The organism is Armatimonadota bacterium (assembly GCA_023511795.1).
Taxonomy (GTDB): Bacteria; Armatimonadota; UBA5829; order DTJY01; family DTJY01; genus JAIMAU01.
Genome location: JAIMAU010000006.1, coordinates 56,511 through 80,349 on the forward strand (window position 1 = coordinate 56,511; position 23,839 = coordinate 80,349).

Sequence of the window (23,839 nt, forward strand, 5' to 3'; positions counted from 1 at the left end):
AAGAAGGGATCCTGGGGCTGAGGGATTCAGGTATCCAGCAACCCGCCATAACATGCTGATTATCCAATACTTAATTGGGTCAGCATCTGGCTGAGGCTCGATGCCATTAGCTCAACAGCGGCCACTGCACGCCGATAATCCATCCTTGTAGGCCCTACTACTCCTATGCTCCCGCATACGCGATCGCCGATGTGATAGTTTGCTGTAACAAAGCTGCAATCGCTTAGCTCACAGAACTGGTTTTCCTCGCCGATAATGACGGTTACATCCTTGCCAAGTAATGCCGTGCTCAAAACCTGGAATAGGACTTTGCGCTTTTCAAGGGCGTTGAGAATCATCGTAAGCTTTTCTGTTCGGGAAAATTCCGGCTGTTTGAGAATATGGCTTGTTCCGTCTATGAAAACCTCGCTGTCAGTAGCCGCAACCAGCGCCTGCTTTACGAGGGCAACCACCTTTTTGTAAAAAGCAGTCATTCTAAAAAGCTCTGCCGGCAGAGCATTTCTAATCCTAGTAGTAAATTCGCGCAACTCAGCACCTTGTAGACGCTCGTTAACTAGACTCCCAATAGAATTAAGGTCAACAGTGTTGAGGTCGCTCTCCCAATCTAGCAATCGGTGGTCAATATGTCCGGTGCTAAGTACAGTGATTACAAGAAGCTTGCCCCGGCCAATTGGAGAGAGTGCTACATAGCGAACACTTATGGTGCCCATCTGTGGCTTAGTTGCCAGAGAAGTATATTGGGCCAATCCAGACAGAATCCGGCACGTCTGTAAAAGGATGTTCTCAATTTCGCTCTCATAAGGATTATATGCCGCCCTTGCACGCGAAGCTTCTGCTCGCCCCAGCTTGGGATCAGGCATTAGCTTGTCAACATAGTACCGATAGCCAAGGTCTGATGGTACGCGGCCCGCAGATTTGTGCGGTTGTTTCAAGTAGCCCAGCTCTGACATAGCTGCAAGCTCATGACGAATCATCGCGGGCTTAATTCCGAAGTTGTAGTTCGCCGCTAGCGTTTCCGAACCTACCGGTTCTGCAGTCCTCACATATTGATTTACAATTGCTTCCAGTATTTTGCTTCTCCGCTCGCCGAGTTCCATCGGCTTCACCTCAAATAACAAGGTAGCCGTATGCGCAAACCTTCTTCTGATAAGAGTATACCATTAGCAACGTCTAGAGTCAACATGGGAAAGCTTGCGGTGATTAGCTAACGATGCACACAAGGAGTTCTTATTAACTGACATTTTTATTAATAAGGGATACCTGGTGCTATGTAGTATTACCTATAATAAAAAGTGCCATGCCTATGGAAACTGCCGCCATTCCAATGTATTGCATTGGCGATACTTTTGGGCTAAAAATTAGGAGAATTGCTACTTGAGCACCCAGGAATCCGCCAGCAGTACACAAGCCAAGCGCAACATTTGGATTCATTGAACGATAGAGTAACATTAGAAACCATATGCTTGAGGCTCCAAAAACATTGCCGCAGATATAACCTATCAACCATTTGCTCGGATTGGCGCTCCCATACTTAAAAAACACCTGCGCCGCCGCTTGCATTAGCCAAAATACAATTAGCCAAACGAGGTTCATACCTGCCCTGCCCCCAACTCCAAAAGCTTGATCTCGACAAGCGGAAAATAAAGCCTTATCCCCCAACGACATCTAACCATGGATAGGAGCGCAAGCTTAGTGACAGCATAGGTCACAAGCAAGCATGGCTCGGATTAAAGGATTCCATACACCTGCATTGCTTACTTAACTGCCCGCCCAAAAAGCGAACTAAGACAACCGCTATTTTGCAGCCAAGCTTCTCCACAACTTCTACTTTAACCCCATCTCTCTTAAGTTGCGAAGGCTGATTGCTAGGCTCTCGAATGGATCTCTTTCGCAAATATCCTGCTCAACAAGGTACCATTCAACTCCGGCTTCCATAGCAGCTTCCAATATCTCAGGCCAGTTCAGGTTGCCCTCGCCAACCTCCATCATGATTTGCTGGCCGCCCCTATTGCCCATATCCTTCAGGTGAAGCAATGGAACGCGGTCTTTGCACCGCAGAATCCACTCTGCTGGGTCGCCCCCACCATGCTGAACCCAATACGTATCAATCTCAAAATTGAAGTAAGTGGGGTCGCTCTCGGTGCGAAGGATTTCTAAGCCAATCTTGTCGCCAAATTTTTCGAATTCAAAGCTATGGTTGTGATAGCTGAAAGTTAGACCACCTTGGGCTAGCTTCTTTGCCACCTTAGAAGCTTCCTTTGCAAACTGATGGAAGCCCTTAGCATTTCGGTATTCTTGGGGCATCCCACCAACTGCAATGTGCTGACATCCCCACAGTTGATGTTCTTCGATGACCCGTTCCGTTTCGTTCCGCATGCGGTGGTAAGGAGTGTGGGTAGCACAAATATAAACACCTTCACCATCAACAATTTTCTTCAGCTCAAGCGGGTCGATTGGGCCAAAGCCAGAGACTTGGACTGCCTCATATCCGATTTCTCGAATCTTCTTAATTGTCTTGGCAATATCAGCAGGAGTTTGCGTAAACTCGCGCACAGTATAGAGTTGTGCACCAATTCGTGATTCGCTCATTATGCATCCTTTCCTTAAGGCAATTCTCGAATATAAATATTCTTAAACCAAAGCTTGCTGCCGTGATGCTGAAGCTCAATTGGTCCCTCATCCGGCACGCCGCCTATGCTATTCATCGTCACTTGGTCAACAACCTGAACACCATTCTCAACGACGGTTACCTTCTTGCCACGCATGATGATGACAAAGCGATTCCATTCACCCACTGGCCTGTCCATATTCCTTGTCGGCTTATTATTGTCATTGTACAATCCGCCCGAACCAATGGGATTATCCCAAATTTGCACCTGAGGTTTTCCACGCAGATAAATGCCACTGTCTCCACCTTTTGGAATTTTCCAGTCAACTATCAATATAAAGTTGCGGTAGTTCTTTTCGGTAATAAGGTTCTTTCCCTTGCCATCATATTCCAACACGCCGTCTACAACCTTCCAATGTTTCTCAACCTCGGCATCGTGCTTCCACCCTGTCAAGTCTTTGCCATTAAAAAGCGGTGTGAACCATGGAGGAATGCCCTCAGAAGCATAACCAACACAACCCAGAACCGTGCTAATAATTAAAATTAACACAATTTTTTTCATAAAATTACCCTCCTTTACTTCATTTCGCTTAACATTTGCCGTGCCTGAGCAAGAGATGAATATAGCTCGCGATATATAGCAAAGCGCTCTTCATAAACCAAAGCATATTTGCGACGGGGCTCGAAAGTTCGTATTGGTACCGTCCATGTCCTAATTGCTTCTTCAATATCAAGTATTCCTGCCCCTCCACCTGCAAGAATAGCAGCTCCCATGCAAGTTGCCTCAGTAACACGCATTGTGGTGAGTGAAATGCCCAGTATATCAGCCTTTATCTGCATCCAAGTATCACTTTTCGCCCCGCCGCCGACAGCCCTTAGCTCAGCAAGGCAGAAACCGGCATCCCTTAAGATTGATAGGTTCCATTTCATTTCGTAAGTGATACCATCTAGAAAGGCACGTAGAACCTCCGACCTATTGGTGGAGAGGGTCAAACCAAATAGCAACCCAGCCCCGTGGGCATCAAAGTGGGGCGTGCCTGTTGGCCCAAAGTGGGGAAGAAGTATAACACGCGAAGGCTCTTCTGCTGCCGCCGATATTATTTGGTCGTAGGGATCTTTTCCATTCCTTCGGGCTTCTTCTGCCTCCTTGGTTGCAAAATTATCGCGTACCCATCGTAGAACGCTTCCACCAGTAATGTTAAATGCAACCGTCGTGTATATATTTGGTAATACATGCGGATAAGTTGCCAAGTTAGCATTCATGAGTTCATCGCTTAGGATAAGGCGGTCAATAGCAGGGCAAATACATTCAGTCGTACCGATGGAATATGCAGCTTGGCTTGGCGAGGCTGCCCCACATCCAAGTGCCCCAACTGGTTGATCATGACCACAGACTGACACCTTGACTTCATTTGCCAAACCGAGCTTGGCAGCCATTTCAGGTTTGACAGTGCCAACAACCTCTCCAGAAGGAATCACTTCAGGCAATCGGTCAGCGGCAAGTCCGACGGCTTCTAGAATCTCCGCTGACCATTCCATGCGGCTAACATCAAAAAGCATCGAACGTGCGGCCATCGTATAATCGGTCTTTACTTCACCAGTCAGTACCCAAGCAAGTAGGTCCTCACAGAAAAGAAACTTCAGCGTCTTGGCCCATTTCTCTGGCTCATTTTGTTTGAGCCACAAGAGTTTATATAGGGAATACATAGGATATGGTGTGTGTCCTGTTATTCGATATAACCTTTTGGCGCCGAACTCCATGCTCCAAGGGCCAACAAGCGAGGCAGCGCGAGCGTCGGAGGAAACCATTATGCTACTTATCATCTGGCCACAGGAGGTGATAGCAGTGAAAGCTTCTCCCTGCGATGCAATGCCAATAGCCTTCACAGGATCTAAACTCCGAACAGCGGCCGCTGCTTTCTCAATCATTCGGCAAGCAGCGCTTACCACGGCGTGAGGATCAAGCTCACAGGCTCCTGGAAACGGAAATAGGAGAGGATACTCCTCGTACGCCCACGAAAGCTGGCTACCCTTCTCATCGAAAACTACTGCCTTTACCCCTGTCGTACCTATATCTATGCCCATTAAACTCATAAAGAATCACCAGCCGACAACCAAGGCTCAAATCTTCCCGATAAACTCCGACAATTTTGTTGCTGACCCTGCTATTTTATACACTTCGCAAATTAAATGTCTTATCACTTCGGCAACCGCCACCTGTGCGTCTGAAATACTCCCCCCGCTACCAAGAACACTCTCGTAAGGCTGGCGTATGTCAGTGGCGATGTTAATCTTTGCGATACCATTTTTCACCGCTTCATTAATGTACGACTGTGGAATCCCAGATCCACCATGCAGGACAAGAGGAATTCCGGTCGCATCGCGTAGTTTTTTTAAGTGCTCAATATCAAGTCTAGCCTTGGGTTTTGGTCGGTCTTTTGCCGCCGCGGAAATCGCCCCATGAACCGAACCAATCGAAACAGAAAGCCAATCCACTCCTGTTCGCTGAACAAATTCCCTCGCTTCGTTGGGGTCTGTAAATCCTTTTTTGCTGGCAAAAAGCTCTTCATATGGAGGAAGTGGACCTGGTTCATGGCCGAGTACCGCGCCTAACTCTGCTTCAACCAGCACACCTTCTTGATGTGCAATCTCGACGACGCGCTTAGTCACAGCGATATTCTCCTCAAAATGGAGCCGCGAGCCGTCAATCATAACCGAGTCATAGCCCAAAGATATAGCTTCCGTAATAAGGGGTTCCCAATCGCAAAGTAAGCCATCCTCATCAATTACCGGCGTGTGGTCAAGATGGAGCGTTGACACTCGGGGGTCGGCATGGCGGCGATATTCTTCAGCAATGTGGCTTAGGCTCTTTGCCTCGAACTTTATGAGTTCAAGTCGCGCGACAGCCAGCATTCCAAACGTATCAAGCTCCGCCAATGTCTTAAGAATCGGCTCAGCCATTGGAAGGTATGGAACATTGAACGCTGGAATGACAATTTTATGCTCAACAGCGGCTGAGACCATACGTGCAAGTCGATTTTTTGGAGCTGGCACCCGGTCGACGATGTTATAATTTTGATGCTTAATATCCAATGTTCAACTCTCTAATAAACTTACCACTAAATGATTTACCTGTCGGCCTCAAAGGATACCATGACAAGTTCATTAATATGGCGGCTTGCTTCAGCGTACCTTGTATTTAACTAAGACTTTAAACCTTTAAAGCTTTCTTCAAATAATTCTATATCTTCTTTCAACATATCCGGCTTATGTTCATTGTAGATGCCAACGCAGACCATATCCTGTGGACGCATGACTCTCGCAGCAAAGCCAAATGCCTCTTTAGGATCGTTACGTCCAGCAGCAAGAATTTTGTAATGAATCGCCGGCTTCGAAAGTCTTCGTATGAGGTGCGCCATGGTTTCCCTATCCTCTTGCCAAAACCATTCTTGCGCACCGTGAACGTGTGCCGGATTTTCATCGCGACGCATCGAGTTGTAATATGAACACATGTAGTAATCCACATCCAATGCTTTTTCCGCCCACTCTATAACTCGAGGGTCGTGAGCCGCGATGCCAGCCAACAAACCAGCAGAGCGAATCATTTTAATCAGCTCAGGTATATGGCAAAGTTCCCCTTTTACAAACTGGTGGTCCATGTAACCACCATGAATGTGACAAGCTTTTGCGCCGCCTTCAATTGCTCGATTAATACACAGCTCGGGCGGACCCTCACTTGGGCAGGTCTGGGCGAACCACTGAATCTTACCACCCTCATCCCAGTGTTCTCTTAAGAAGCCAACCACCCGGAGGTCGGTTCGCGCTATGACGGTGTTTATACCAAGCGACTCGGCTTCCCGTAACAAAGCCTTGATTCTCTCAAATGTAAACCAGCTCAGCATTCGCTGGTCCATTTCCATACTTTGATGGGAAAATCCGCTGATTGGATTCGTTCCCAGAATGAAACGGCTGACTTCCACACCTTTGATTGCAACTTTTTCCACTCGCGCCTCCGGAGCTGCTTAGCAGACCAAAAACTAAAATTTTGGCTCAAACACTGTGAGGATACCAACGCGTTTGATGCGGCCGACCATGCGCTTTCTAACCTCAGAATCGCACTCCACTAACGCGAAATAGTTCTCCGCCGCCCGCTCGACAGCTGAGATAAAATCTTCCAGGTTTATGTGTATTCGTCCAGACTTATCCTGCTTAAAGTGAAGTTGAGGATTCCCGTCGGTATACGCATAACGTCCGTCTTTTACAGTATAGCTATGGAGAAGTTTGCATCGAATCGCATCCCACAAGTCATTTGGGTCATACCGCTTATCGTCAAAAAAGCGAGCCACAAATTCGCGGAATAGGCTTGCATTGCTGTCATGGCCTGCGTATAGGCAAGTCAGATAATCTATTACGCACGCGGCGAGAATAAACGCACCCATCTTTGCCCCGCCAGCAGATGCCTTTCGTACATCGCCCAGGGCCATGTCAATAATTGCATGTCGAGCACGAGCCACTATTTCTTGTTCGTCCATTCTCCCCCTCCCCTGCGAAAAACGACAACCTTCAGCCAAAAGTGAAGACATAGTTCGCCACTCCTTCGGTAGTCTCTTAGCCGCCATCCGGTGTATTTTTGGGGGGTTGCAATGAAAAATTTCGCTGACATGTAAATTCACTCCTGCTTGCCAACCCTGCTAACTTGAAGAAAAGGCAAATCAGAAGATATACTAAGTATAGGAGAATCCAAATGGCAAAATCGATTGACATACCTTTGAGAATAGCGCTTGCACAAGTTAACCTTACTGTTGGCGACCTTGACGGTAACTCTGCAAAAATTGCTGAGTACATCGCTCGTGCAAAGGAAGCCGGAGCGGATATCGTCGCCTTTCCTGAACTCTCAATCACAAGCTATCCGCCAGAAGATCTCCTTCTTAAAAATGGTTTTGTCCAACGAAACATTGATTGCCTTCACAAAATCACTGAAGTGTCAAAAGGAATCACGGCAATTATAGGCTTTGTGGATAAGATTAATAGCGATATATACAATGCCGCTGCAATCATATCAGACGGCGAACTCGTGGGGGTGCATCATAAGTTTAACTTGCCAAATTATGGCGTTTTCGACGAGCATAGATACTTCCAACGTGGCAAAGAAACAAAAGTCTTCAAGGCTGGCGAAGTAAGATTCGGAGTGGAAATTTGCGAAGACAGCTGGTACGCCGAGGGGCCACATAGACTTCAAGCACTCATAGGTAATGCGCATGTCATCATTGTAATAAATTCCTCGCCATTCCATGCAGGAAAATGGCGGCATCGCGAGGAGATGCTTGCCACGCGCGCAATGGACAATTTATGCTTCTTTGCTTACGTCAACTTAGTAGGTGGGCAAGACGAGCTCGTATTTGATGGCCACTCATTGGTTGTCGGGCCGGATGGGAGGGTCATCTGCCGTGGCCCAGCATTTGAAGAAGCGCTTGTTATAGTAGATTTGAATATCAATGAGGTCCTCCACCACCGCCTTTCGGACACTCGGTATAAAGAGCAAAAAGAGCGCCTCTGCCCAAAAGAAGCAGTGGTCGAGAAAGTGCAAATACCCCCATTCTTACAAAAGGCACCAAGGCACGAACTGCCGTCATGCCTACCAAATCCCCCAAGCCGATTAGAAGAAATATACAAAGCTCTTATCCTCGGCACCAGGGATTACGTTCACAAGAACGGTTTTGAAAAGGTAGTTCTCGGTTTGAGCGGGGGAATTGATTCCGCACTTACGGCAGTCATCGCAGTGGATTCACTTGGCAAGGACCGAGTAGTGGCAGTGGTTATGCCTTCGCAATATTCATCGGAGGAGACGCAAAGCGATGCGGTTAAACTTGCCGAAAGTCTAGGCATTCAGTATTACCGCATTCCAATCCAGCAAATCTTTGAAGCATACCTCTCCACACTCTCCAGCGCCTTTGTGGGAACACAGCCGGGAGTAGCAGAGGAAAATATCCAGGCCCGGATACGCGGAAACATCCTAATGGCTCTATCCAATAAGTTTGGCTGGCTAGTACTTACTACTGGCAACAAGAGCGAGATCGCGGTAGGATACACTACTCTCTATGGCGATATGGCAGGAGGATTTGGCGTACTTAAGGACGTTCCCAAGACACTTGTTTATGAGCTTGTGGATTATCGAAACAGCCTTGGAAAGGTAATTCCCGACAGCATCATAAAGCGTCCTCCCTCAGCAGAGCTGCGCCCTGGCCAGAAGGATGTTGACACACTGCCGCCATACGAGATCTTGGACCCCATCCTACACGCGTACGTTGAACAAGACAAAAGCATTGCAGAAATTGTAGCCATGGGTTTTGATGAGCCAACTGTTAGGCGAGTTGCTCACATGGTTGATAGAAATGAATACAAGCGGCGGCAGGCGCCACCCGGCATTAAAATCACACCAAAAGCTTTTGGCAAGGACAGACGCCTTCCAATCACCAACAAATATAGAGAATAGGGGAAAGTTCGGGTATGCCTCAAATCTTTGTCACAAGCACAGAATCGGATAATCCGTTTGCGATTGATATTGCTGTATACTGTAAGCAGACTATAGATATAGCCGACATTATTTCTCTAAAGACATTTGCGAACAGCGAATTTTGCCCGCGCTTTATCAGTGATGAGAACGACCTTCAGAATATTGGCAACAAGCTGTGCAACACGACTGTCATTATTGTTTCCACAGCCTCCAATAGTGTAAGCCGAAACGAACTCTCCTGGCGGACCCTACTAGTTGCAAGAGCAGCCAAAGATAATGGTGCTAAACAGGTCATTCTAATTGAGCCTGACCTTTTCTTCAGCGCTCAAGATCGAGGACCTAGACCCGAACACGGAGAGGTGGATTTTAAGCGCGACATATGGGACTATAAGAAATTTGACGGCCAACCTTTCAGTAGCAAGCTTTACGCGGAGTCGCTGGCGCTCGCAGGAGTTGATGCTGTAATTACCGTACACAATCACTCAGCTTCCGTGCAAAGGCTTTTTAATCGAATCATGAATGGACGTTTCCTAAACCTATCTCCCGCCGAGGTTTTCGCAGACTATATCCGCAGGTCCGATGTAACACCAAGCCTGCATTCTGGTGATGGCGTGCTAATATGTGCGCCAGATAAAGGAGCAAGGGGCTTTGCCGTTGAGGTACAAAATAAGTTGGGTATGCCCTCTGCAGGATTGCTCTATATTGCTAAGGAGCGAACAGGCGAACGGCATATATCAAGCTTTATTGACCCATCATCACCATGTCCTTTGGAAGCCATCCAGGGGAAGGACGTCGTAGTATTTGACGATATGGTGCGCACTGGCGGAACAATTAAAGAATGCTGTCGTCTACTGAAAGAAGCTGGCGCAGGCAGGGTTGTCTTCTTCGTTACCCACTTTTACTCTTCCCCAGAGGTACGCGAGAATCTCAACAGCCCCGACCTCGACGAGATTATCACTACCAACACCCTGCCCTCAATCTTGAATCGAGACATGCAGGGACGACTGCGACGTAAGCTCACGGTCCTAAAGATAGAGAAGTGGATATCCCACCACATCTTAAGTTATTTGGGCTTTCCCACCGACCACCTTACTGGCCAATTGTATTCAGTAGATATGTCCTCTAAAAATCCACGTTGGTCACCATAATGGACTAAACGAAAATTCGCATTTATTAAGGACCGCAACCCCAACATATTAAAACACAAACAATAAATAAGTAACCGCTCGCGGCCGGGGTGGTCGAGTATCACCAAAATTTTCGCATACTTCCAATAACTCTTTCACAGATGTGAAATCCAAACTACCAAGCAACCAAATATTGAGGGAACTAGCTTAAGTTGGGTATTATTTACAAATGCGGGATAAATTTTGGTTATAAAATTAGGAGGAATGCGAGCATGGAAGAGGTGTTTAAAAAAACCTCAGTGGAAACTATCACCCTAAACCCCTTCGAGATAGTGTTAAAAGATTGGATGTTGGTTACAGCCGGGCCGCCGGAAGATTACAACACAATGACAGCAGGGTGGGGCGGCATGGGTGCGCTATGGGGTAAGCCCATATGCTTTTGCGTAATCCGCCCAACCCGGCACACATACAAGTTTCTGGAGAAAAATGAGAACTTCACCCTTTGTTTCTTCTCAGAAGAATATAAGGAGGCGCTTCAATTTTGCGGCAGTAAATCGGGCCGTGATGTGCCAGATAAAGCAAGACAGGCAGGGTTGACCCCGATGCCTGGCATGCTACCAATGACAAGTGTCTTTAAGGAGGCAAGATTGGTTTTTGAATGTCGAAAAATATATATTCAAGATATAGACCCGAAAAACTTCCTTGACCCAAATATTGAACAATGGTACCCACAGAAAGACTATCACCGACTGTATGTAGGTGAGGTGATAAATTGCTGGACAAAATAAATACACTATAAGTTTTAATATGACATCGTTATTTGTCTTAAGTGAATACTACCAACCGATTGCTAAATAAATTTCTTATCATGCTTCTTGGTTTAATTGCTGCCGTTTGCTGGGTAGGTTAAATAAGACAATCTTAAAAGGTTAATAGTATAACTAGCCACAATATTCCATAGAGAAAGGCCATGGAGGGCAATATATGGATATAGAAATCACACACAATTCTTGCACTGCTGTTAAGGTACATGGCGAAATCGACATCGGCAATGTAGATGAATTTAGTGCAATGCTTGAAAAAGCAGCCAAGGATGCCCAAAACGGCTGTTTAGTGGTGGATTTATCGTCGGCAACATATATAGACGGCGCAGGAATCAAGGAGATTCTGCGTATTTATCATAGGCTGATTTCATTAGGAGGTGCCATTGCAGTAGTACCAAGCAAAATGGCACAAAGGATTCTTGAAATTCTCAGGGCTCATGAGCTTCCTGGCTTTAAAATCTGCGATGATTTTCAGATGGCTATAAAAGCGCTTTTAAGCTATACAGGTAATTTACAATGAACTATCAAGTTTCATACGAACCGCAATCAGAAGTTCCTAGAAAAACACAGAATGCTGAAATGACCCGTTATCCGATATGGTTAGGCTACTTTGCAACAATTGCTCTAGAAGCAATTTTAACTCTGATATTAAGTTTGTTGCCTCCAAGCTTTCCTTTGTATGAGTTTCCTATTCCCTATGTTTTGCTAACCATGCTGGTTGCTATTCTCTTCGGGGAAGGGCCAGCAATACTAGCATTTGTGCTTGGTTTCTTCACCTTCGACTACTTTTTCATACCACCTCTCTACACAATATTTCCGCAGGCGGAAACCCAGCAAGGTTGGACTGCTCTTATAGCATATCTTATAGGTTCATCAATAGTCGGATTTGCTACGATAATGATGCGGAAAGCGCGCCAGCGAATCCAACAAATAGCAGACCAGCTCAGAGAAATACAAAAGGATCTCAACCGGGCCCAAGCCGTCGCTCATACCGGGAGCTGGAGGTTAGACGTTCAACAAAATGTGCTAATTTGGTCTGACGAAGTATATCGAATATTTGGAATACCACGAGGAACACCTATGACATATGAGAAATTCCTGGAATGCGTCCATCCGGAGGATAGAGAATACGTTGATCAAAAATGGAAATCAGCCCTTCAAGGCGAGCCTTATGACATCGAACATCGAATCATAGTGGATGGCAAAATTAAATGGGTTCGGGAACGCGCAGAGTTAGAGTTTGACGAACAAGGAAGGCCGCGTGGCGGGTTTGGAACGGTGCAAGACATTACCGACCTAAAGCAAGCTGAAGAAGCCATTCGTGAAAGCGAGGAGCATAAGATTGAGTTCTACCGCCGCACAATTATGGCCGCTACAGAAGGAAAACTAATAATTACAGAACATTCGGAAATAGAAAAGATTGCTGGGCCGCCTTTGGCTACTTGGGAAATAAAGACTCCTGAGGATCTCAGAACCGTGAGGCATGGCGCAGAAGAGATGGCAAGGTCTTTGGGAATGGACGAAGAAAAAATCAGCAAGTTTGTTGTAAGCATTGGAGAAGCAGCAACAAATGCATTGAAACACTCGGGTGGGGGTACCGCTACCCTCCATCGAACGCAAAACGGCTTAATGGTCGTTATATCAGACAAAGGACCTGGAATCGCCGCCCTTTCACTGCCCGACATAGCACTAACAAAAGGCTACTCCACGGCTGGCACGCTGGGCATGGGGTATAAGGTGATGATTTCGTTCAGCGACAGAGTTTATTTGGCAACTGGGCCCGAAGGCACTACGGTAGGTATAGAGATGAACCTATCAGACATTGAAACATCCGAGGTGCAAAGTGCTATAGGAGCGGCTGGTTTAAAGTGTGAAGCCAGCAGTGGAAGCGAAACAAAGCCGCAAACTCTATTTTCAATGGCTCCCTTTTTTAATAGCATAGTGACATAATAAGCCTTTTATGCAACTCTCACCACGTGAAAGAATTCTACATGTTTACAAGGGCAAGATACCTGATGCGGTACCCTTCATGCTTGACCTATCGCATTGGTTCTACCACAAAACCAGAGCGCCATGGGACCTTAGCTCCAGCTACCAGGAGCCTGAGAAAGCGTTAATTGACTATCATAAGCGCATGGGCGTTGGTTTTTACATGCCAAATCTGGCAGCTTTCTTCTCAATAGAGCATACAGACGGCGTCAATCTGGAAATTAATAAGGAATTCCAGGCTGGCAAATGCGAAATTGTGTGGCGTTATAATACACCCATTGGAAGCATTGAGAGAAGACGCATTTGGAATTCCAATACGTATTCCTGGTCGGTCAGTCGCTGGGGATTTGAGTCAGCGAATGATATACGGGTGCTTGAATATGCACTAACATCCCGCAGATATGTGCCGCAGTGGGACAATTACAAAGCATGGGCAGACTATGTTGGCGATATAGGAGTTGTCTATATTCCGGCAGGGTACAGCGCAGTCGGACAACTCCTTCACTATTGGATGGGAATCGAGCGATTTGTGTACGCCGCCCATGATTACCCCAATACAATGCGCGAGGTCGTTAAAAAAATCAACGCCAATAATCTTGAATGCATAGACATGCTCTGCTCATCCCCAGCTGAGGTTATAATAATGGGCGATAATTTTTCAAGCGATGTCCAGCCGCCACATTTCTTCAAAGAATGGTCACAAAACTACTACTTTGAAGCCATCAGCCGCCTTCATTCTGCTGGGAAATTCGTTGCAATACATATAGACGGGCGATTGAAGGGTGCACTGGCGATGATTCGTGCGACAGGCGCCGATTGTGCTGATGCGGTAACACCCACACCCATGGGCGACCTAACGCCAGATGAATGCCGGTCAGAGGCAGGCCCGGAGCTTATTCTTTCTGGCGGCGTTTCGCCGGAACTCTGGCTACCCAACACAAACATCGAAGACTTTAGGTATGCTGTAATGCGATGGCTGGACCTCCGGAAGCAAAGCCCTCGGTTAATCGCTAATGCCGGCGACCAAGTTCCCCCAGGAGCAGAAGAAAGCCGGATTGCTCTGATGCGCGATTTGGTTGAGAAGTACGGCAAATACTAGCGCTTTGCTACCACAATTCTTTCAAGAGTTCAATCATGTACTTGAAATTCTCAAACTTGGCGTTTGGGGGAACAGCATGGTCGACGGCAGGAATCCAGCCAAGACGCGCATAAAGCTTAGTTGCCTTTGGAACTACCTCTGCCTCAACATCAGCCCTTTCGCCAATTAGACAACGTTTATCCAAACCACCAATGAAAAGGAACTGTGGATATCTCTCAGCATACTCAACAATGTCTTGCTCGGCAGCTATCTCAACAGGGCTTGTGCCGTCTACCCCAGCTTCGATCCAAAAAGGAATCAATTCGCTTATGTGCCCGTCGCTGTCAACGAACACTTTGTCTGCACAGATACTCTTCGCTTCTTGCACAAGCTCTCGATATCGTGGCAAGAATTTATCTCGAAGGATAACAGGTGAAACCATGCATGCAGTTTTATATGCCATATCTTCATTAATCATAAGATTATCCACGTGTGCATCGGCAAGATGCTTGCGCAGTAACCGCACATTGAAATCGAGCACGAAATCAAGCATCTCATCCACGAGCTCTGGCAAGTCATAAAACGCCATCGAAAGACCTTCGAAGCCCATCCACTGTCGTAGTGTCCAATAGAAGCCTTGTATGGTAAACATCACGGGACGCTCAGCAGTATGGGAGCGCCGAACGGCCTCATCGAAGCATTGTCCACGGCGCCTAGGGTCCTCAGGATCATAGCGCTCCTTCATCCTCAGGAAATCATCTCTGTTTTCGACAGGAAACTTAAGCCATTTCCGAGTGACAAAGCCACTACCCTGGGCATCTCTGCGTTCGGTGCGGAGGGCACCTTCCTCATCATAGTAGGTAACTTGACCATCTTTTTCTTCGACAATTATCAACTCGAATTTTGGGCAATGTGATGTGTTGAGAGGAATGCCTTCGAACCAATCATATCCAAGAAATTCGGCGGTGCTAATGCCCTCGGGATGCCCCTGCTTTATCCACTCGTCCATAGTTCCCTTTCGCGTAGGAAAGGTCCAGATGAATGGTCTGTCGGGCCGCTGAAAATCCATTATAGCGCGATATCGTTCTCTCGGCGTTGTAGAATGAACGCTATTCACAGACATTGCCGCTTAGTTACCTTATTCCAGAAAGATCAAACAACACAGTCAACGTGTCCCTACCTTACAATTCTAGATTCAGCCATTTCAATTCGTCCGGCGATAATTGTACATTTAGCCCGGCAAGAAGAGTCCTCAGCTCCTCAAGATTTGCTGGCCCAGCCAGGGCAAATGTCGGGAATGGTTGGCAAAGTACATAAGCAAGGGCAATGCTTACCGGGGGAACACCCTTCTTTTCTGCCATTTCCAAAAGCCGCTCGGCACGAAGGATGTTGTCCTCACTATGCCAGCAACGAATCATCTCTGGGTCGGTATGATTCCTGGGATGACCATAGGCGAAGAAGCCCCGGGCAAGGCTCGACCATGCCATGAGTGGCATCTGGGTTTTCACAAACCATGCACGGGACTGGGAATCGGACGAGGCAAGGCAGCCAGCCCATGGTGGCTCTATCATTCTGGCGAGGCTAAAGTTGTTGCTCACTGCAGCAATCCCTTTGAGTCCTTTTTGTCGAGCGTACTCGTTCGCCGCCTCTATACGCTCAATTGTCCAATTTGACACGCCAAAGACCTTTATTCTCCCTGCGTGCAAATGCTCATTTAAAACATCGATAAACTCACCTACCGGTATGTCAGGGTTATCACGATGCATCATATAGATGTCCACATAATCAGTGCCCAATCGGTCAAGGCTCTCAAAAAGCTGGCTTGTCAAATCTATAGGGTTACAGAAAGGCGTATGCGCGCCCTTATCTAGAATGACCACCTGCTCGCGGATTCCACGATTTCTAATCCACTGACCGAGAATACGCTCACTATTACCGCCACCATAGATGTAAGCCGTATCGAAGCAGTTGCCACCTTGGCGGAAAAACTCGTCGAATAGGATTGAGCAGGATGCGAGTGGGGAAACGCCGCCGCCACCAACGGCGCCCATCGCGATGCGAGATACCGGTTTCTCAAGCCCAGGAATCGAGCCATACCTCATATTTGCATCCGAGCGTATTGTCAGCGGCCGATGGTCAATCGTCGGGAAGTTTGCGTCCGGCTTCTCGATATCGTAGACGAGACCCACAGCCTGGCGCCACATGTCCAAGGTCTTCATATTGCCCAAGCTGTCGTCCCAGGTCATTGCTGGTGGCGGGGCTTGGCGCTTCTCGATATTCTTAGCCACTATATCAGCCTCATGTGTGTAACTGCTAGCGTCATTTGGCACGAGCACTTCTTTGGGCTGCTCGCCATTTCGGTTCACGACGATTCGTGCAGGCTCGCCCGCCTTGCTTCCAAACCACGGTGCAGGAATTAAGATGTTGCCTTCGGAGCCGAAAATGCGCACCACATTCTCTTGGTTCAGCGCCACACCTGTCGAAATTTGCGCGATGATATCACCTGGGAATTGCATTATTCCGACCGCCCACTCGTCAACCCCCGTCTCGCCAAGGTGAGCAACACCTTTCACCTCAATAGGGTCCTCAAAAGGCTTCCCATGAGCCGCGCCTGCGATTAGGCGAGATATTGAAGTAGTATAACAGCCAACATCCAGAATTCCACCACCTCCAAGGGCGTTGTTAAAAAGTCGGCTCTCAGGATTAAATCCGGCATGGAAACTAAAAGTTGCTTGAATAATCCTCACATCGCCTATGGCTCCCTCGCGAATTAGCTCGACAAGCCTGGTTATCTGGGGATGGCAGCGATACATAAAGGCCTCCATAAGAAAGACATCGTGCCTCCGAACAGCCTCAATGACTGCCATCGCCTCGGGGTAGTTTAAAGTGAGCGGCTTCTCACAAAGTATGTGCTTTTTCGCCTCAGCAGCCTTTACCGCCCATTCGGCATGCATCGGATGAGGAGTCGAGATATAGACTGCCTGCACGTCTGGATCGGCAAGGAGCGCCTCATAACTCCCATATCTACGCGGAACGTTGTATTCATCGCCAAACCGGTCTGCCGCTTCTTGGGTACGACTCCCAACGGCAAGTACTTCCCCGGTGCTTGACTCTGCAACCGCCTTCGCAAATACGCCTGAAATTCGACCTGTGCTTAAAATTCCCCAAGCTAGCTTGCCCATATTTTATCCCCCGGAAATAAGCTTTGTTACCGTAAGCCATGATAACACCCTATTCTCAAGCTGGTCAATTCATTGGATTCCGATGTTAATCAGACTACGAGGATTGTCCAATATTGGATTATCTGTCCAATAATAGTATACTAGATTTACTAGCAATACCTTCCAAACTTAAGCTAATACGTTTGCAAATTTTGAATACTAATACTAAAGAAAGGTTTTCACAAGCGGAAATGCCTAAGAAAAGTTATCTTCTAGACATGGATGGCGTGATCGTGCGGGGACGAACAGCAATCCCGGGTGCACCAGAGTTCATCGCTAAGCTTGTGGAGACAAAGACGCCATTTCTTATACTTACAAACAACCCAATCTGGACTCCCCGCGACCTCCAACATCAACTCTCGGCATTGGGAATTGAAGTCCCTCAGAATCGTCTTTATACCTCGGCAATGGCGACCGCTCAGTTCCTTCATCATCAGAGACCGAATGGCACAGCCTTTGCAATAGGTGAAGCTGGTTTAACAAGCGCTCTACACGACGTTGGATATGTACTTACCGGCATCAACCCCGACTATGTAGTTCTCGGGGAGACAACTTCCTATAGTTTGGAAACTATAACGCATGGAATTCAGTTGATTTTGGCAGGTGCACGCTTCATTGCCACAAACCCAGACCCCTCAGGACCAACCGAGAAAGGCATACAGCCGGCAACTGGCGCGATGGCGGCGCTCATTGAGGCAGCAACCGGCGTTAAACCCTATTTCGTTGGCAAGCCGAACCCTTTGATGATGCGAAGTGCTCTCAATTACCTTGGCGCTCACTCGGAAGATACAATCATGGTTGGAGACCGCATGGATACCGACATAGTTGCTGGCATCGAGGCTGGTATGGAGACAATTCTAGTACTTACGGGTGTCACAAAAGAAGCCGATATCGAACGCTTTCCATACTGTCCCACTCACATATTGCCCTCCGTCGCGGATATTGAGATACTTTAAACTCAACGCAAGACTAAAATATGGTCATCCGGAGGCGGGGAGAATCAAAGGCTCCTTGCCCTCAATTTCTCTAATTCGGCGTTTTAGTATATCGGCAAGCTCTCTGCGAATTGTAGCAAAAGATGGATCGCAGACGAGGTTTTTGCGTTCGTGCGGGTCGTTTTCAAGGTCATAGAGGAATTCCTCATAATAGACATCGCTTGCAGGATTCTTTGCATCCGGTACGGAAACAGAATATTTCCACCTCTTCGTTCGAATCGCCCTACCAGTCTGGCTTTCGCTAATCTGGATGAATACTTCCTTCGGCCAGTCCGTTTTCCTGCCTTTTACTAAATCCTGAAGCTGCCTACCCCGCATCTGTGGCGGCTTCTCTATCCCCGCGGCGGCAAGGATAGTCGGTGCGACATCAATCAGACTCACCAACTCTTTGACAACCTTTCCACCCTTGAAACCCGGCCCATAGGCAAGCATTGGTATGCGGATTGATGCTTCATGGCATGAGCGCTTGTATTCTGCATTCCGCGTGCGAAAATGACATCCATGATCGCTGGTATAAAATATTAGCGTATTATCCTCAAGTCCAAGTTTCTTTAATTCTGCGCGAATGCGGCCAAGGTTGTAATCAAGACTATTGCAGCACCCAAGGTAGTCGGGATACTCCTCACGCCAATCGCCTTCAGTTCCAACAAGATCACCTGGCGGCTCAAAGTCTTTAAACTTCTCTTTTGAGCCAATTGGTCCTTCAAAGTGTTTATGGTCGTTTTGGAAATGTGGCTCGATGTATGAGACAAAGAGGAAGAAAGGTTTTTTTCTATCTCGTGAGCGAAGGTAATCGAGCACAAAATCGGTAACGCAGTCCACTCGGTAGCCTTTAAACTCAACTTGTTTCCCCTCAGCATCAAACATATGGCCGTCATAGCCATGCGATGTGAATTCGAGTACATCGGACGCAAGCCAGTAGTCTTTGTAGCCTCCTCTGCGTTCCGGCGGGATGGCCTTATCCCTATAATTATGCTCTTTATCGGAAGCGAGATGCCATTTGCCAATATAACCTACCTCATAACCTACCTCCGATAAATACCTGGCGATAGTCTTGGCGTTTAATGGAAGAGCAATTCCATTCCGAAAGCAACCTGTTTCGGTAGCATACATACCAGTTTGAACAACTGCACGCGCCGGCCCGCATACGGGCTGGACCGTGAATGCGTTCTCAAAGAGTACGCCTTCCCTCGCCATCCTATCAATATTTGGAGAAATTGGAAGTTTTTGTCCATAACAACCCAAAGTGTCCCACCGTTGCTGATCGGTAAAGAAAAATACGATATTTGGTCGTTCAGTTTGCTCCATTTTGTCTTTCCCCTCTGTGGGTAATTGAGCCACGCCTATTCCCATCGCAGCAATCACGCCTGATGATTTTCTCAGGAATTCACGCCGTGTAAGCATATTAGCAATTTTCATGGCCGCCTCCAAAAGCTATTACTAAGTATGAGCCAAGCGCCCGACAACTGTCAATGAGAAGCTATTTTTTGCGCTTAGCAAGGGTAATTTCGTCAAACCAAACGCTCCCTTCTTCTCCAGGGTCCACTGCACAGAAAACGACCGCATAGGTTGTACCACTTGGTGCGCGAACACATCCCTCGACTTTCTGCCAATCGCAGTGTGCCACTTCGTTCGTTTCCCCGCTACCCAATGCTCGGCCACCAGCGTCATAGAAAGCAACCCTAAGCCTTACCTTTGTTGATGTTGGCGCCGTTGACCGAATATACCCTGACAAATCATACTCCCCAGGCTGTGCAAAGATTTTCTCTGTTTTCCAAAACCTCACCCTGCTGCCTGGGTCAATGCGGAGGGCACGCTGGCCAGTATAGGAATCACGCATGACTAGATTGATATCCGTGAGTCCTTCGATTTTGTAGGTGCCCCAATCTGGTTTAGTCCACTTAAGTTTGTCGGAGTCCTCAGATTTTAACCAAAAGTCTGGTTTGTCATCCTTGTCTTCATCGAACTCGACGCTTGCGTCGGGAATTAGTGACTGATTAATCCAGGGACAAAAGTCTTCAATAGCCGATGCTGAGTTCTGTTTTTCAGCAGTTGACAGCTTGAATACCATACAATCTATCATTTTTGCATAAGGCCGATCATTCGCCATTGTAACGAGCATATTTTTCCCCCTCGGCTCGGTAATCCTGATAATGAGCGTATGCTCGCCTTTTGTCAGCCTAATATTACCATAATGATACCAAGCAAATATTTGCCGGGTATCCTCTAAAGCGTTATAGAATGTTACAACAGTAATGTCCCTCGGAACCAAAGTAGTCGGCACACGGCTCCACGGACCATCATCAATTCTCCATTCGCACGGCGATGAGATTGAAAGCAAATTTTCGTGTATCCAAAATTCGTAATCGCCCGTCTTCTCTACTTTGAACTTCCAACTTGCATACCAACCGGTATCCACTGGCGGCGGCACGGCCGTCTCAAGGACAAGACAAGCGGCTCTAGAGAGTTTTGTCATCCCGCCCATGCGACTGTAATTCCAATTATGAGCAATGGACATTTCACCCTCAACGATGATTGCGTCTGAACCTGCTTTCTGAGTACCTGGTTTTCGAGGCTTAAAATCCGAAGCTTGCAGTTCAAAACTCGACCGAATAATCACGCTATCTCTTGAATGAAGGGAATCAACCATAACTCCCTCTGGCGCCCAGGGCAGGTTTGCCCTGACTAAAGTCGTGTCTTGGGGCGTGAGTCTAATCAACAACTTACCGTCCTCAACTTCGCCTGCTGGCGTGCCATCGGGATACCTAGCATCTACTTTTCCGCCGGGTTTTGTGAGGATGACATACTCAGTGGGCCTAGTAGATGTGCCGTCCACTGTCCCAGGAAAATAATTAAAGCTATGGGAAGTGCTTGCTATGTCCAAGACTGTAATCCACTCTCCACCATCGTGATATGAAAACCCGCCATCAAACAACTTTACCCCCAGAAGGTCAAACATGTCGAAATATGGGTCAATTGCCTTTTCAGAACCAGCTACCAAATCCTGGGGCTGATAGCCATGGAGAGGAAATACCTCTTTGCTGTTAATCTGAACCTTGCCATCAATGAGATTCCATACCTCACCCTTCTCATTTGCCCCAATTATCTTGCTTGTCGGCGTAGGCTTGAGCACTTGGAATTTTCGACCGTCTCTATCTATCGAGAATCCAGGGGTATAGTACTTATCTATTACAGGAATTGTCCCAATATCATGCCGAAAGCCAATTATCGTCACTCGTTTGTCATCTAAGATCGCTTCAGTAACTTCCTCTGCGAATCGCTCACTAGCCGGAGGTTTTTCAAGGTTAATGATATGCATCGGCACATTGGCTTTCATATTCACTTCCGGCACAATCCAAATATTGTTCTGCGAGCGGCCAACTGGCTCACGCCACCACCAACCGCCATAATTTGAAAAGTCAGCATTCGGCTCGGAATATATCTCCATGCTGTGCTGATTGAAGTGCGCAGGAAGTCTTAGGTATATCGGTGGTTTGTATTCTACTATTTGCTCGGAGCTTGCCAGGATACGACCAAAGGTCGCCAACCACTCAAGCTGCCTTGGATCGCGTGAGATTGCATCGCTCCACGGTTCACTTACCCCACGCCCGCCAATCATATAGTATTGAAATATACCCTTCGCGCCACCAGATAAAAGAGCATTAAAGTTGGCATACATTGTTCCAAGTCGGTTTGTATAACCAATCCCCTTATTGCGCGACGGCGAAGCATCTTGGTGGTTGCCTTCTCCGGTTTCGGTGACTACCAACCAAGTGGTTTTCGTCGCTTGTTCAAGCTCACCGTATGCATGAATGCCCATAAAGAGTAGCATTGGCTCCCCCGTACCGTATGATTCCATCCCCAAGCCATCATGTCCGCCAGCAGAACCAGTGTCATTTATATGCCACCAGTCAACATCGGAGAAGCACTTGTAAATAACAGGGACATCGGCGAATTGAGCAATGTCGTCTGCAATGCGATTGCAAAATTCAAGGAGCGCCCTGCCGTGATATTCGCGTATGTCATAGTTGAACTGACTCTTTGACGTATCAAGCGCATAGAGCTCGCCATTTTTACGATCGTAGACCCAGTCCCAAAGAACTCCCGAAGGCTGCGAAATACGTCTCATCGAGACAACGCTTGCAGCAGAAGCGAAATCGGGGAATGCACCTTCTTTTGGCCTCCATGCGGCGTTCAGCTTCTCAATAGTTCCATACCGATGACTCAACCATCTCTCAAAGCCTTCGCGATAATCGTCTGTGTCAGGAATTATCCCATGGCGGGTGTTCATTTCATTCCAGAAAGGATCAACGATAAAACGAAAGCCTTTTCCTAGTTTCACTTTGCTATAATGAGCGAGAACCTTATCACGGTATTTTTCATATATACCGCCCCAGTAGTACATAATGAAGCCGTGGTCAATCTTGTTCGGCAAGAAGTGAACTCGATATCTTCCAGGTGTGGGCACCTTGACATCGGCTTCCATAAACTTATTCTCTCTCACCGACGCCTCACCGTAGTGCACCATGTCGCCAGTCGCTACGTCCTCGACCATAAAGAATGCACTTTTCACATCCTTATTTTCGAAACAAACCCTCCCGCTGTCAGAAACTTCAACAACTGGTCCACCCCCTGGATATTGGTAACCGTAGCCTTTAGACTCTAGCGCCTGGAACTCAATTCCATAGCGAAAGCCGTGATCATCGAGATAATCAATCGTTTTCTGGAAGTATGCATAGTCGTCGTCGCTGTAATCCTTCCAAAGATACGGTTGATTTACGCCAAGGTGGAGATATATGTCTTTAACCCCGTATTTCTCGAGCAAATCAAGTTGAGCCTTAACAAGATTCCAATCACGGTCATAGACAAACATTCCGCCGACCGGAAGCCAAGGTACGCCATCCCAGATTAGCGCATGTGCATCATTAATGTGCCAGCGATGTGGAACACCCTCCTTATCAACGAACGTTCCACGGGTAATTATTTTTCTTAAAACCTTTGATGGCGTTCCAGTAATGCGGATTTGCCCTTGCCATATCATCCGCTCACCAAATACACCAGCTTCGACTGAGTAATCACCCGAGGGTATGTCTTTAGGAACGGATATAAAATGTAATCTGCGTGCAGGACCCACATAAGAAATATAAGTCTTCTCATTTTGGCTAAAATACAGAAAAACCTTCGCATCTTTAGGCAGCGGTTCTGAAACCTTGAAATTAAACATAGCCCTAAGTGTCGAGCCAAGCACCGCTAGCTTTGGCACTTGAACAGCAACCGAGACTAACCTTGCTGGCTTCTGCGGATACTCTGGCGGCTGGTAAGCCACCACAGATTTGGAAAAGAAGATTCCGATTGCAAGAAAAACAATTTTCATCTTACAGACGTATTATTCACAAGAGATGAGGCTTCCTTCGAATACTCGTCGCAGAATTGTTGAACGACTTGGCCATGAAGGATGTTTTATTCCATTTCTCGAAAAGGTG

20 protein-coding genes are annotated in these 23,839 nt (G+C 47.2%); 7 read left to right on the forward strand and 13 right to left on the reverse strand.

Annotated elements, in window-relative coordinates; genetic code table 11:
- Positions 1-59: 59 nt before the first annotated feature.
- The 9 genes from hrcA to K6T99_07330 form a co-directional block, all read right to left on the reverse strand.
- Positions 60-1,097, reverse strand: coding sequence for a heat-inducible transcriptional repressor HrcA (hrcA, locus tag K6T99_07290; protein ID MCL6519624.1), 1,038 nt, complete (start codon positions 1,095-1,097; stop codon positions 60-62).
- 169 nt (positions 1,098-1,266) lie between these two features.
- On the reverse strand, positions 1,267-1,593 hold the full coding sequence (locus tag K6T99_07295; GenBank protein MCL6519625.1) for a hypothetical protein: 327 nt from the start codon (positions 1,591-1,593) through the stop codon (positions 1,267-1,269).
- Between the two features lie 231 nt (positions 1,594-1,824).
- Positions 1,825-2,589 (reverse strand): sugar phosphate isomerase/epimerase, encoded by a 765-nt coding sequence (locus K6T99_07300; GenBank protein ID MCL6519626.1) that lies wholly within the window; start codon positions 2,587-2,589, stop codon positions 1,825-1,827.
- Between the two features lie 14 nt (positions 2,590-2,603).
- A complete protein-coding gene (locus tag K6T99_07305; protein MCL6519627.1) occupies positions 2,604-3,170 on the reverse strand; it encodes a DUF1080 domain-containing protein in 567 nt (188 codons plus the stop codon).
- 14 nt (positions 3,171-3,184) lie between these two features.
- Complete coding sequence (locus K6T99_07310) at positions 3,185-4,702, reverse strand: hypothetical protein (GenBank protein ID MCL6519628.1); 1,518 nt, start codon at positions 4,700-4,702, stop codon at positions 3,185-3,187.
- Positions 4,703-4,729: 27 nt separating this feature from the next.
- Positions 4,730-5,701, reverse strand: coding sequence for a class II fructose-bisphosphate aldolase (locus K6T99_07315; protein ID MCL6519629.1), 972 nt, complete (start codon positions 5,699-5,701; stop codon positions 4,730-4,732).
- Between the two features lie 110 nt (positions 5,702-5,811).
- Positions 5,812-6,612, reverse strand: a complete 801-nt coding sequence (locus K6T99_07320; GenBank protein MCL6519630.1) for a hypothetical protein — start codon at positions 6,610-6,612, stop codon at positions 5,812-5,814.
- Positions 6,613-6,645: 33 nt separating this feature from the next.
- On the reverse strand, positions 6,646-7,140 hold the full coding sequence (locus K6T99_07325) for a hypothetical protein (protein ID MCL6519631.1): 495 nt from the start codon (positions 7,138-7,140) through the stop codon (positions 6,646-6,648).
- On the reverse strand, positions 7,122-7,271 hold the full coding sequence (locus tag K6T99_07330) for a hypothetical protein (protein MCL6519632.1): 150 nt from the start codon (positions 7,269-7,271) through the stop codon (positions 7,122-7,124). Before K6T99_07330 ends, K6T99_07325 begins: the two co-directional genes overlap by 19 nt.
- Before the next feature lie 81 nt (positions 7,272-7,352).
- Between K6T99_07330 and K6T99_07335 the strand changes: the two genes are divergently transcribed.
- The 6 genes from K6T99_07335 to K6T99_07360 all read left to right on the forward strand — a co-directional run bounded on the left by K6T99_07335 (position 7,353) and on the right by K6T99_07360 (position 14,161).
- Positions 7,353-9,101 (forward strand): NAD+ synthase, encoded by a 1,749-nt coding sequence (locus K6T99_07335; protein MCL6519633.1) that lies wholly within the window; start codon positions 7,353-7,355, stop codon positions 9,099-9,101.
- 14 nt (positions 9,102-9,115) lie between these two features.
- Positions 9,116-10,270 (forward strand): ribose-phosphate pyrophosphokinase, encoded by a 1,155-nt coding sequence (locus tag K6T99_07340; GenBank protein MCL6519634.1) that lies wholly within the window; start codon positions 9,116-9,118, stop codon positions 10,268-10,270.
- Between the two features lie 251 nt (positions 10,271-10,521).
- Entirely contained in the window at positions 10,522-11,037 is a 516-nt protein-coding gene (locus K6T99_07345; protein ID MCL6519635.1) for a flavin reductase, read from the forward strand.
- A 196-nt stretch (positions 11,038-11,233) separates the two neighbouring features.
- Entirely contained in the window at positions 11,234-11,593 is a 360-nt protein-coding gene (locus tag K6T99_07350) for an STAS domain-containing protein (protein MCL6519636.1), read from the forward strand.
- Positions 11,590-13,023 carry a PAS domain-containing protein gene (locus tag K6T99_07355; protein MCL6519637.1) on the forward strand — a complete coding sequence of 478 codons (1,434 nt, stop codon included), beginning with the start codon at positions 11,590-11,592 and terminating at the stop codon, positions 13,021-13,023. The genes K6T99_07350 and K6T99_07355 overlap by 4 nt, the downstream gene beginning before the upstream one ends.
- A 79-nt stretch (positions 13,024-13,102) precedes the next feature.
- Positions 13,103-14,161 (forward strand): hypothetical protein, encoded by a 1,059-nt coding sequence (locus K6T99_07360; GenBank protein ID MCL6519638.1) that lies wholly within the window; start codon positions 13,103-13,105, stop codon positions 14,159-14,161.
- Positions 14,162-14,168: 7 nt separating this feature from the next.
- Here the strand turns inward: K6T99_07360 and K6T99_07365 are convergent, their stop codons facing one another.
- Positions 14,169-15,263: a hypothetical protein gene (locus tag K6T99_07365; protein MCL6519639.1), complete on the reverse strand. Its 1,095-nt coding sequence runs from the start codon at positions 15,261-15,263 to the stop codon at positions 14,169-14,171.
- Positions 15,264-15,321: 58 nt separating this feature from the next.
- A complete protein-coding gene (locus tag K6T99_07370; GenBank protein MCL6519640.1) occupies positions 15,322-17,322 on the reverse strand; it encodes an aldo/keto reductase in 2,001 nt (666 codons plus the stop codon).
- 257 nt (positions 17,323-17,579) lie between these two features.
- Here K6T99_07370 and K6T99_07375 point away from each other — a divergent pair, with 257 nt between their 5' ends.
- On the forward strand, positions 17,580-18,317 hold the full coding sequence (locus K6T99_07375; protein ID MCL6519641.1) for an HAD-IIA family hydrolase: 738 nt from the start codon (positions 17,580-17,582) through the stop codon (positions 18,315-18,317).
- Positions 18,318-18,341: 24 nt separating this feature from the next.
- Here K6T99_07375 and K6T99_07380 read toward each other — a convergent pair whose 3' ends face one another.
- Complete coding sequence (locus tag K6T99_07380) at positions 18,342-19,664, reverse strand: sulfatase-like hydrolase/transferase (GenBank protein ID MCL6519642.1); 1,323 nt, start codon at positions 19,662-19,664, stop codon at positions 18,342-18,344.
- Positions 19,665-19,836: 172 nt separating this feature from the next.
- Positions 19,837-23,730 (reverse strand): hypothetical protein, encoded by a 3,894-nt coding sequence (locus K6T99_07385; protein MCL6519643.1) that lies wholly within the window; start codon positions 23,728-23,730, stop codon positions 19,837-19,839.
- Positions 23,731-23,839: the final 109 nt, after the last annotated feature.

Coding starts and splice junctions, on each gene's coding strand:
- hrcA (MCL6519624.1), bottom strand. CDS start 1,097: ATGGAACTCGGCGAGCGGAGAAGCAAAATACTGGAAGCAATTGTAAAT.
- K6T99_07295 (MCL6519625.1), bottom strand. CDS start 1,593: ATGAACCTCGTTTGGCTAATTGTATTTTGGCTAATGCAAGCGGCGGCG.
- K6T99_07300 (MCL6519626.1), bottom strand. CDS start 2,589: ATGAGCGAATCACGAATTGGTGCACAACTCTATACTGTGCGCGAGTTT.
- K6T99_07305 (MCL6519627.1), bottom strand. CDS start 3,170: ATGAAAAAAATTGTGTTAATTTTAATTATTAGCACGGTTCTGGGTTGT.
- K6T99_07310 (MCL6519628.1), bottom strand. CDS start 4,702: ATGAGTTTAATGGGCATAGATATAGGTACGACAGGGGTAAAGGCAGTA.
- K6T99_07325 (MCL6519631.1), bottom strand. CDS start 7,140: ATGGACGAACAAGAAATAGTGGCTCGTGCTCGACATGCAATTATTGAC.
- K6T99_07330 (MCL6519632.1), bottom strand. CDS start 7,271: ATGTCAGCGAAATTTTTCATTGCAACCCCCCAAAAATACACCGGATGG.
- K6T99_07335 (MCL6519633.1), top strand. CDS start 7,353: ATGGCAAAATCGATTGACATACCTTTGAGAATAGCGCTTGCACAAGTT.
- K6T99_07340 (MCL6519634.1), top strand. CDS start 9,116: ATGCCTCAAATCTTTGTCACAAGCACAGAATCGGATAATCCGTTTGCG.
- K6T99_07345 (MCL6519635.1), top strand. CDS start 10,522: ATGGAAGAGGTGTTTAAAAAAACCTCAGTGGAAACTATCACCCTAAAC.
- K6T99_07350 (MCL6519636.1), top strand. CDS start 11,234: ATGGATATAGAAATCACACACAATTCTTGCACTGCTGTTAAGGTACAT.
- K6T99_07355 (MCL6519637.1), top strand. CDS start 11,590: ATGAACTATCAAGTTTCATACGAACCGCAATCAGAAGTTCCTAGAAAA.
- K6T99_07360 (MCL6519638.1), top strand. CDS start 13,103: ATGCTTGACCTATCGCATTGGTTCTACCACAAAACCAGAGCGCCATGG.
- K6T99_07365 (MCL6519639.1), bottom strand. CDS start 15,263: ATGTCTGTGAATAGCGTTCATTCTACAACGCCGAGAGAACGATATCGC.
- K6T99_07370 (MCL6519640.1), bottom strand. CDS start 17,322: ATGGGCAAGCTAGCTTGGGGAATTTTAAGCACAGGTCGAATTTCAGGC.
- K6T99_07375 (MCL6519641.1), top strand. CDS start 17,580: ATGGATGGCGTGATCGTGCGGGGACGAACAGCAATCCCGGGTGCACCA.
- K6T99_07380 (MCL6519642.1), bottom strand. CDS start 19,664: ATGGAGCAAACTGAACGACCAAATATCGTATTTTTCTTTACCGATCAG.
- K6T99_07385 (MCL6519643.1), bottom strand. CDS start 23,730: ATGAAAATTGTTTTTCTTGCAATCGGAATCTTCTTTTCCAAATCTGTG.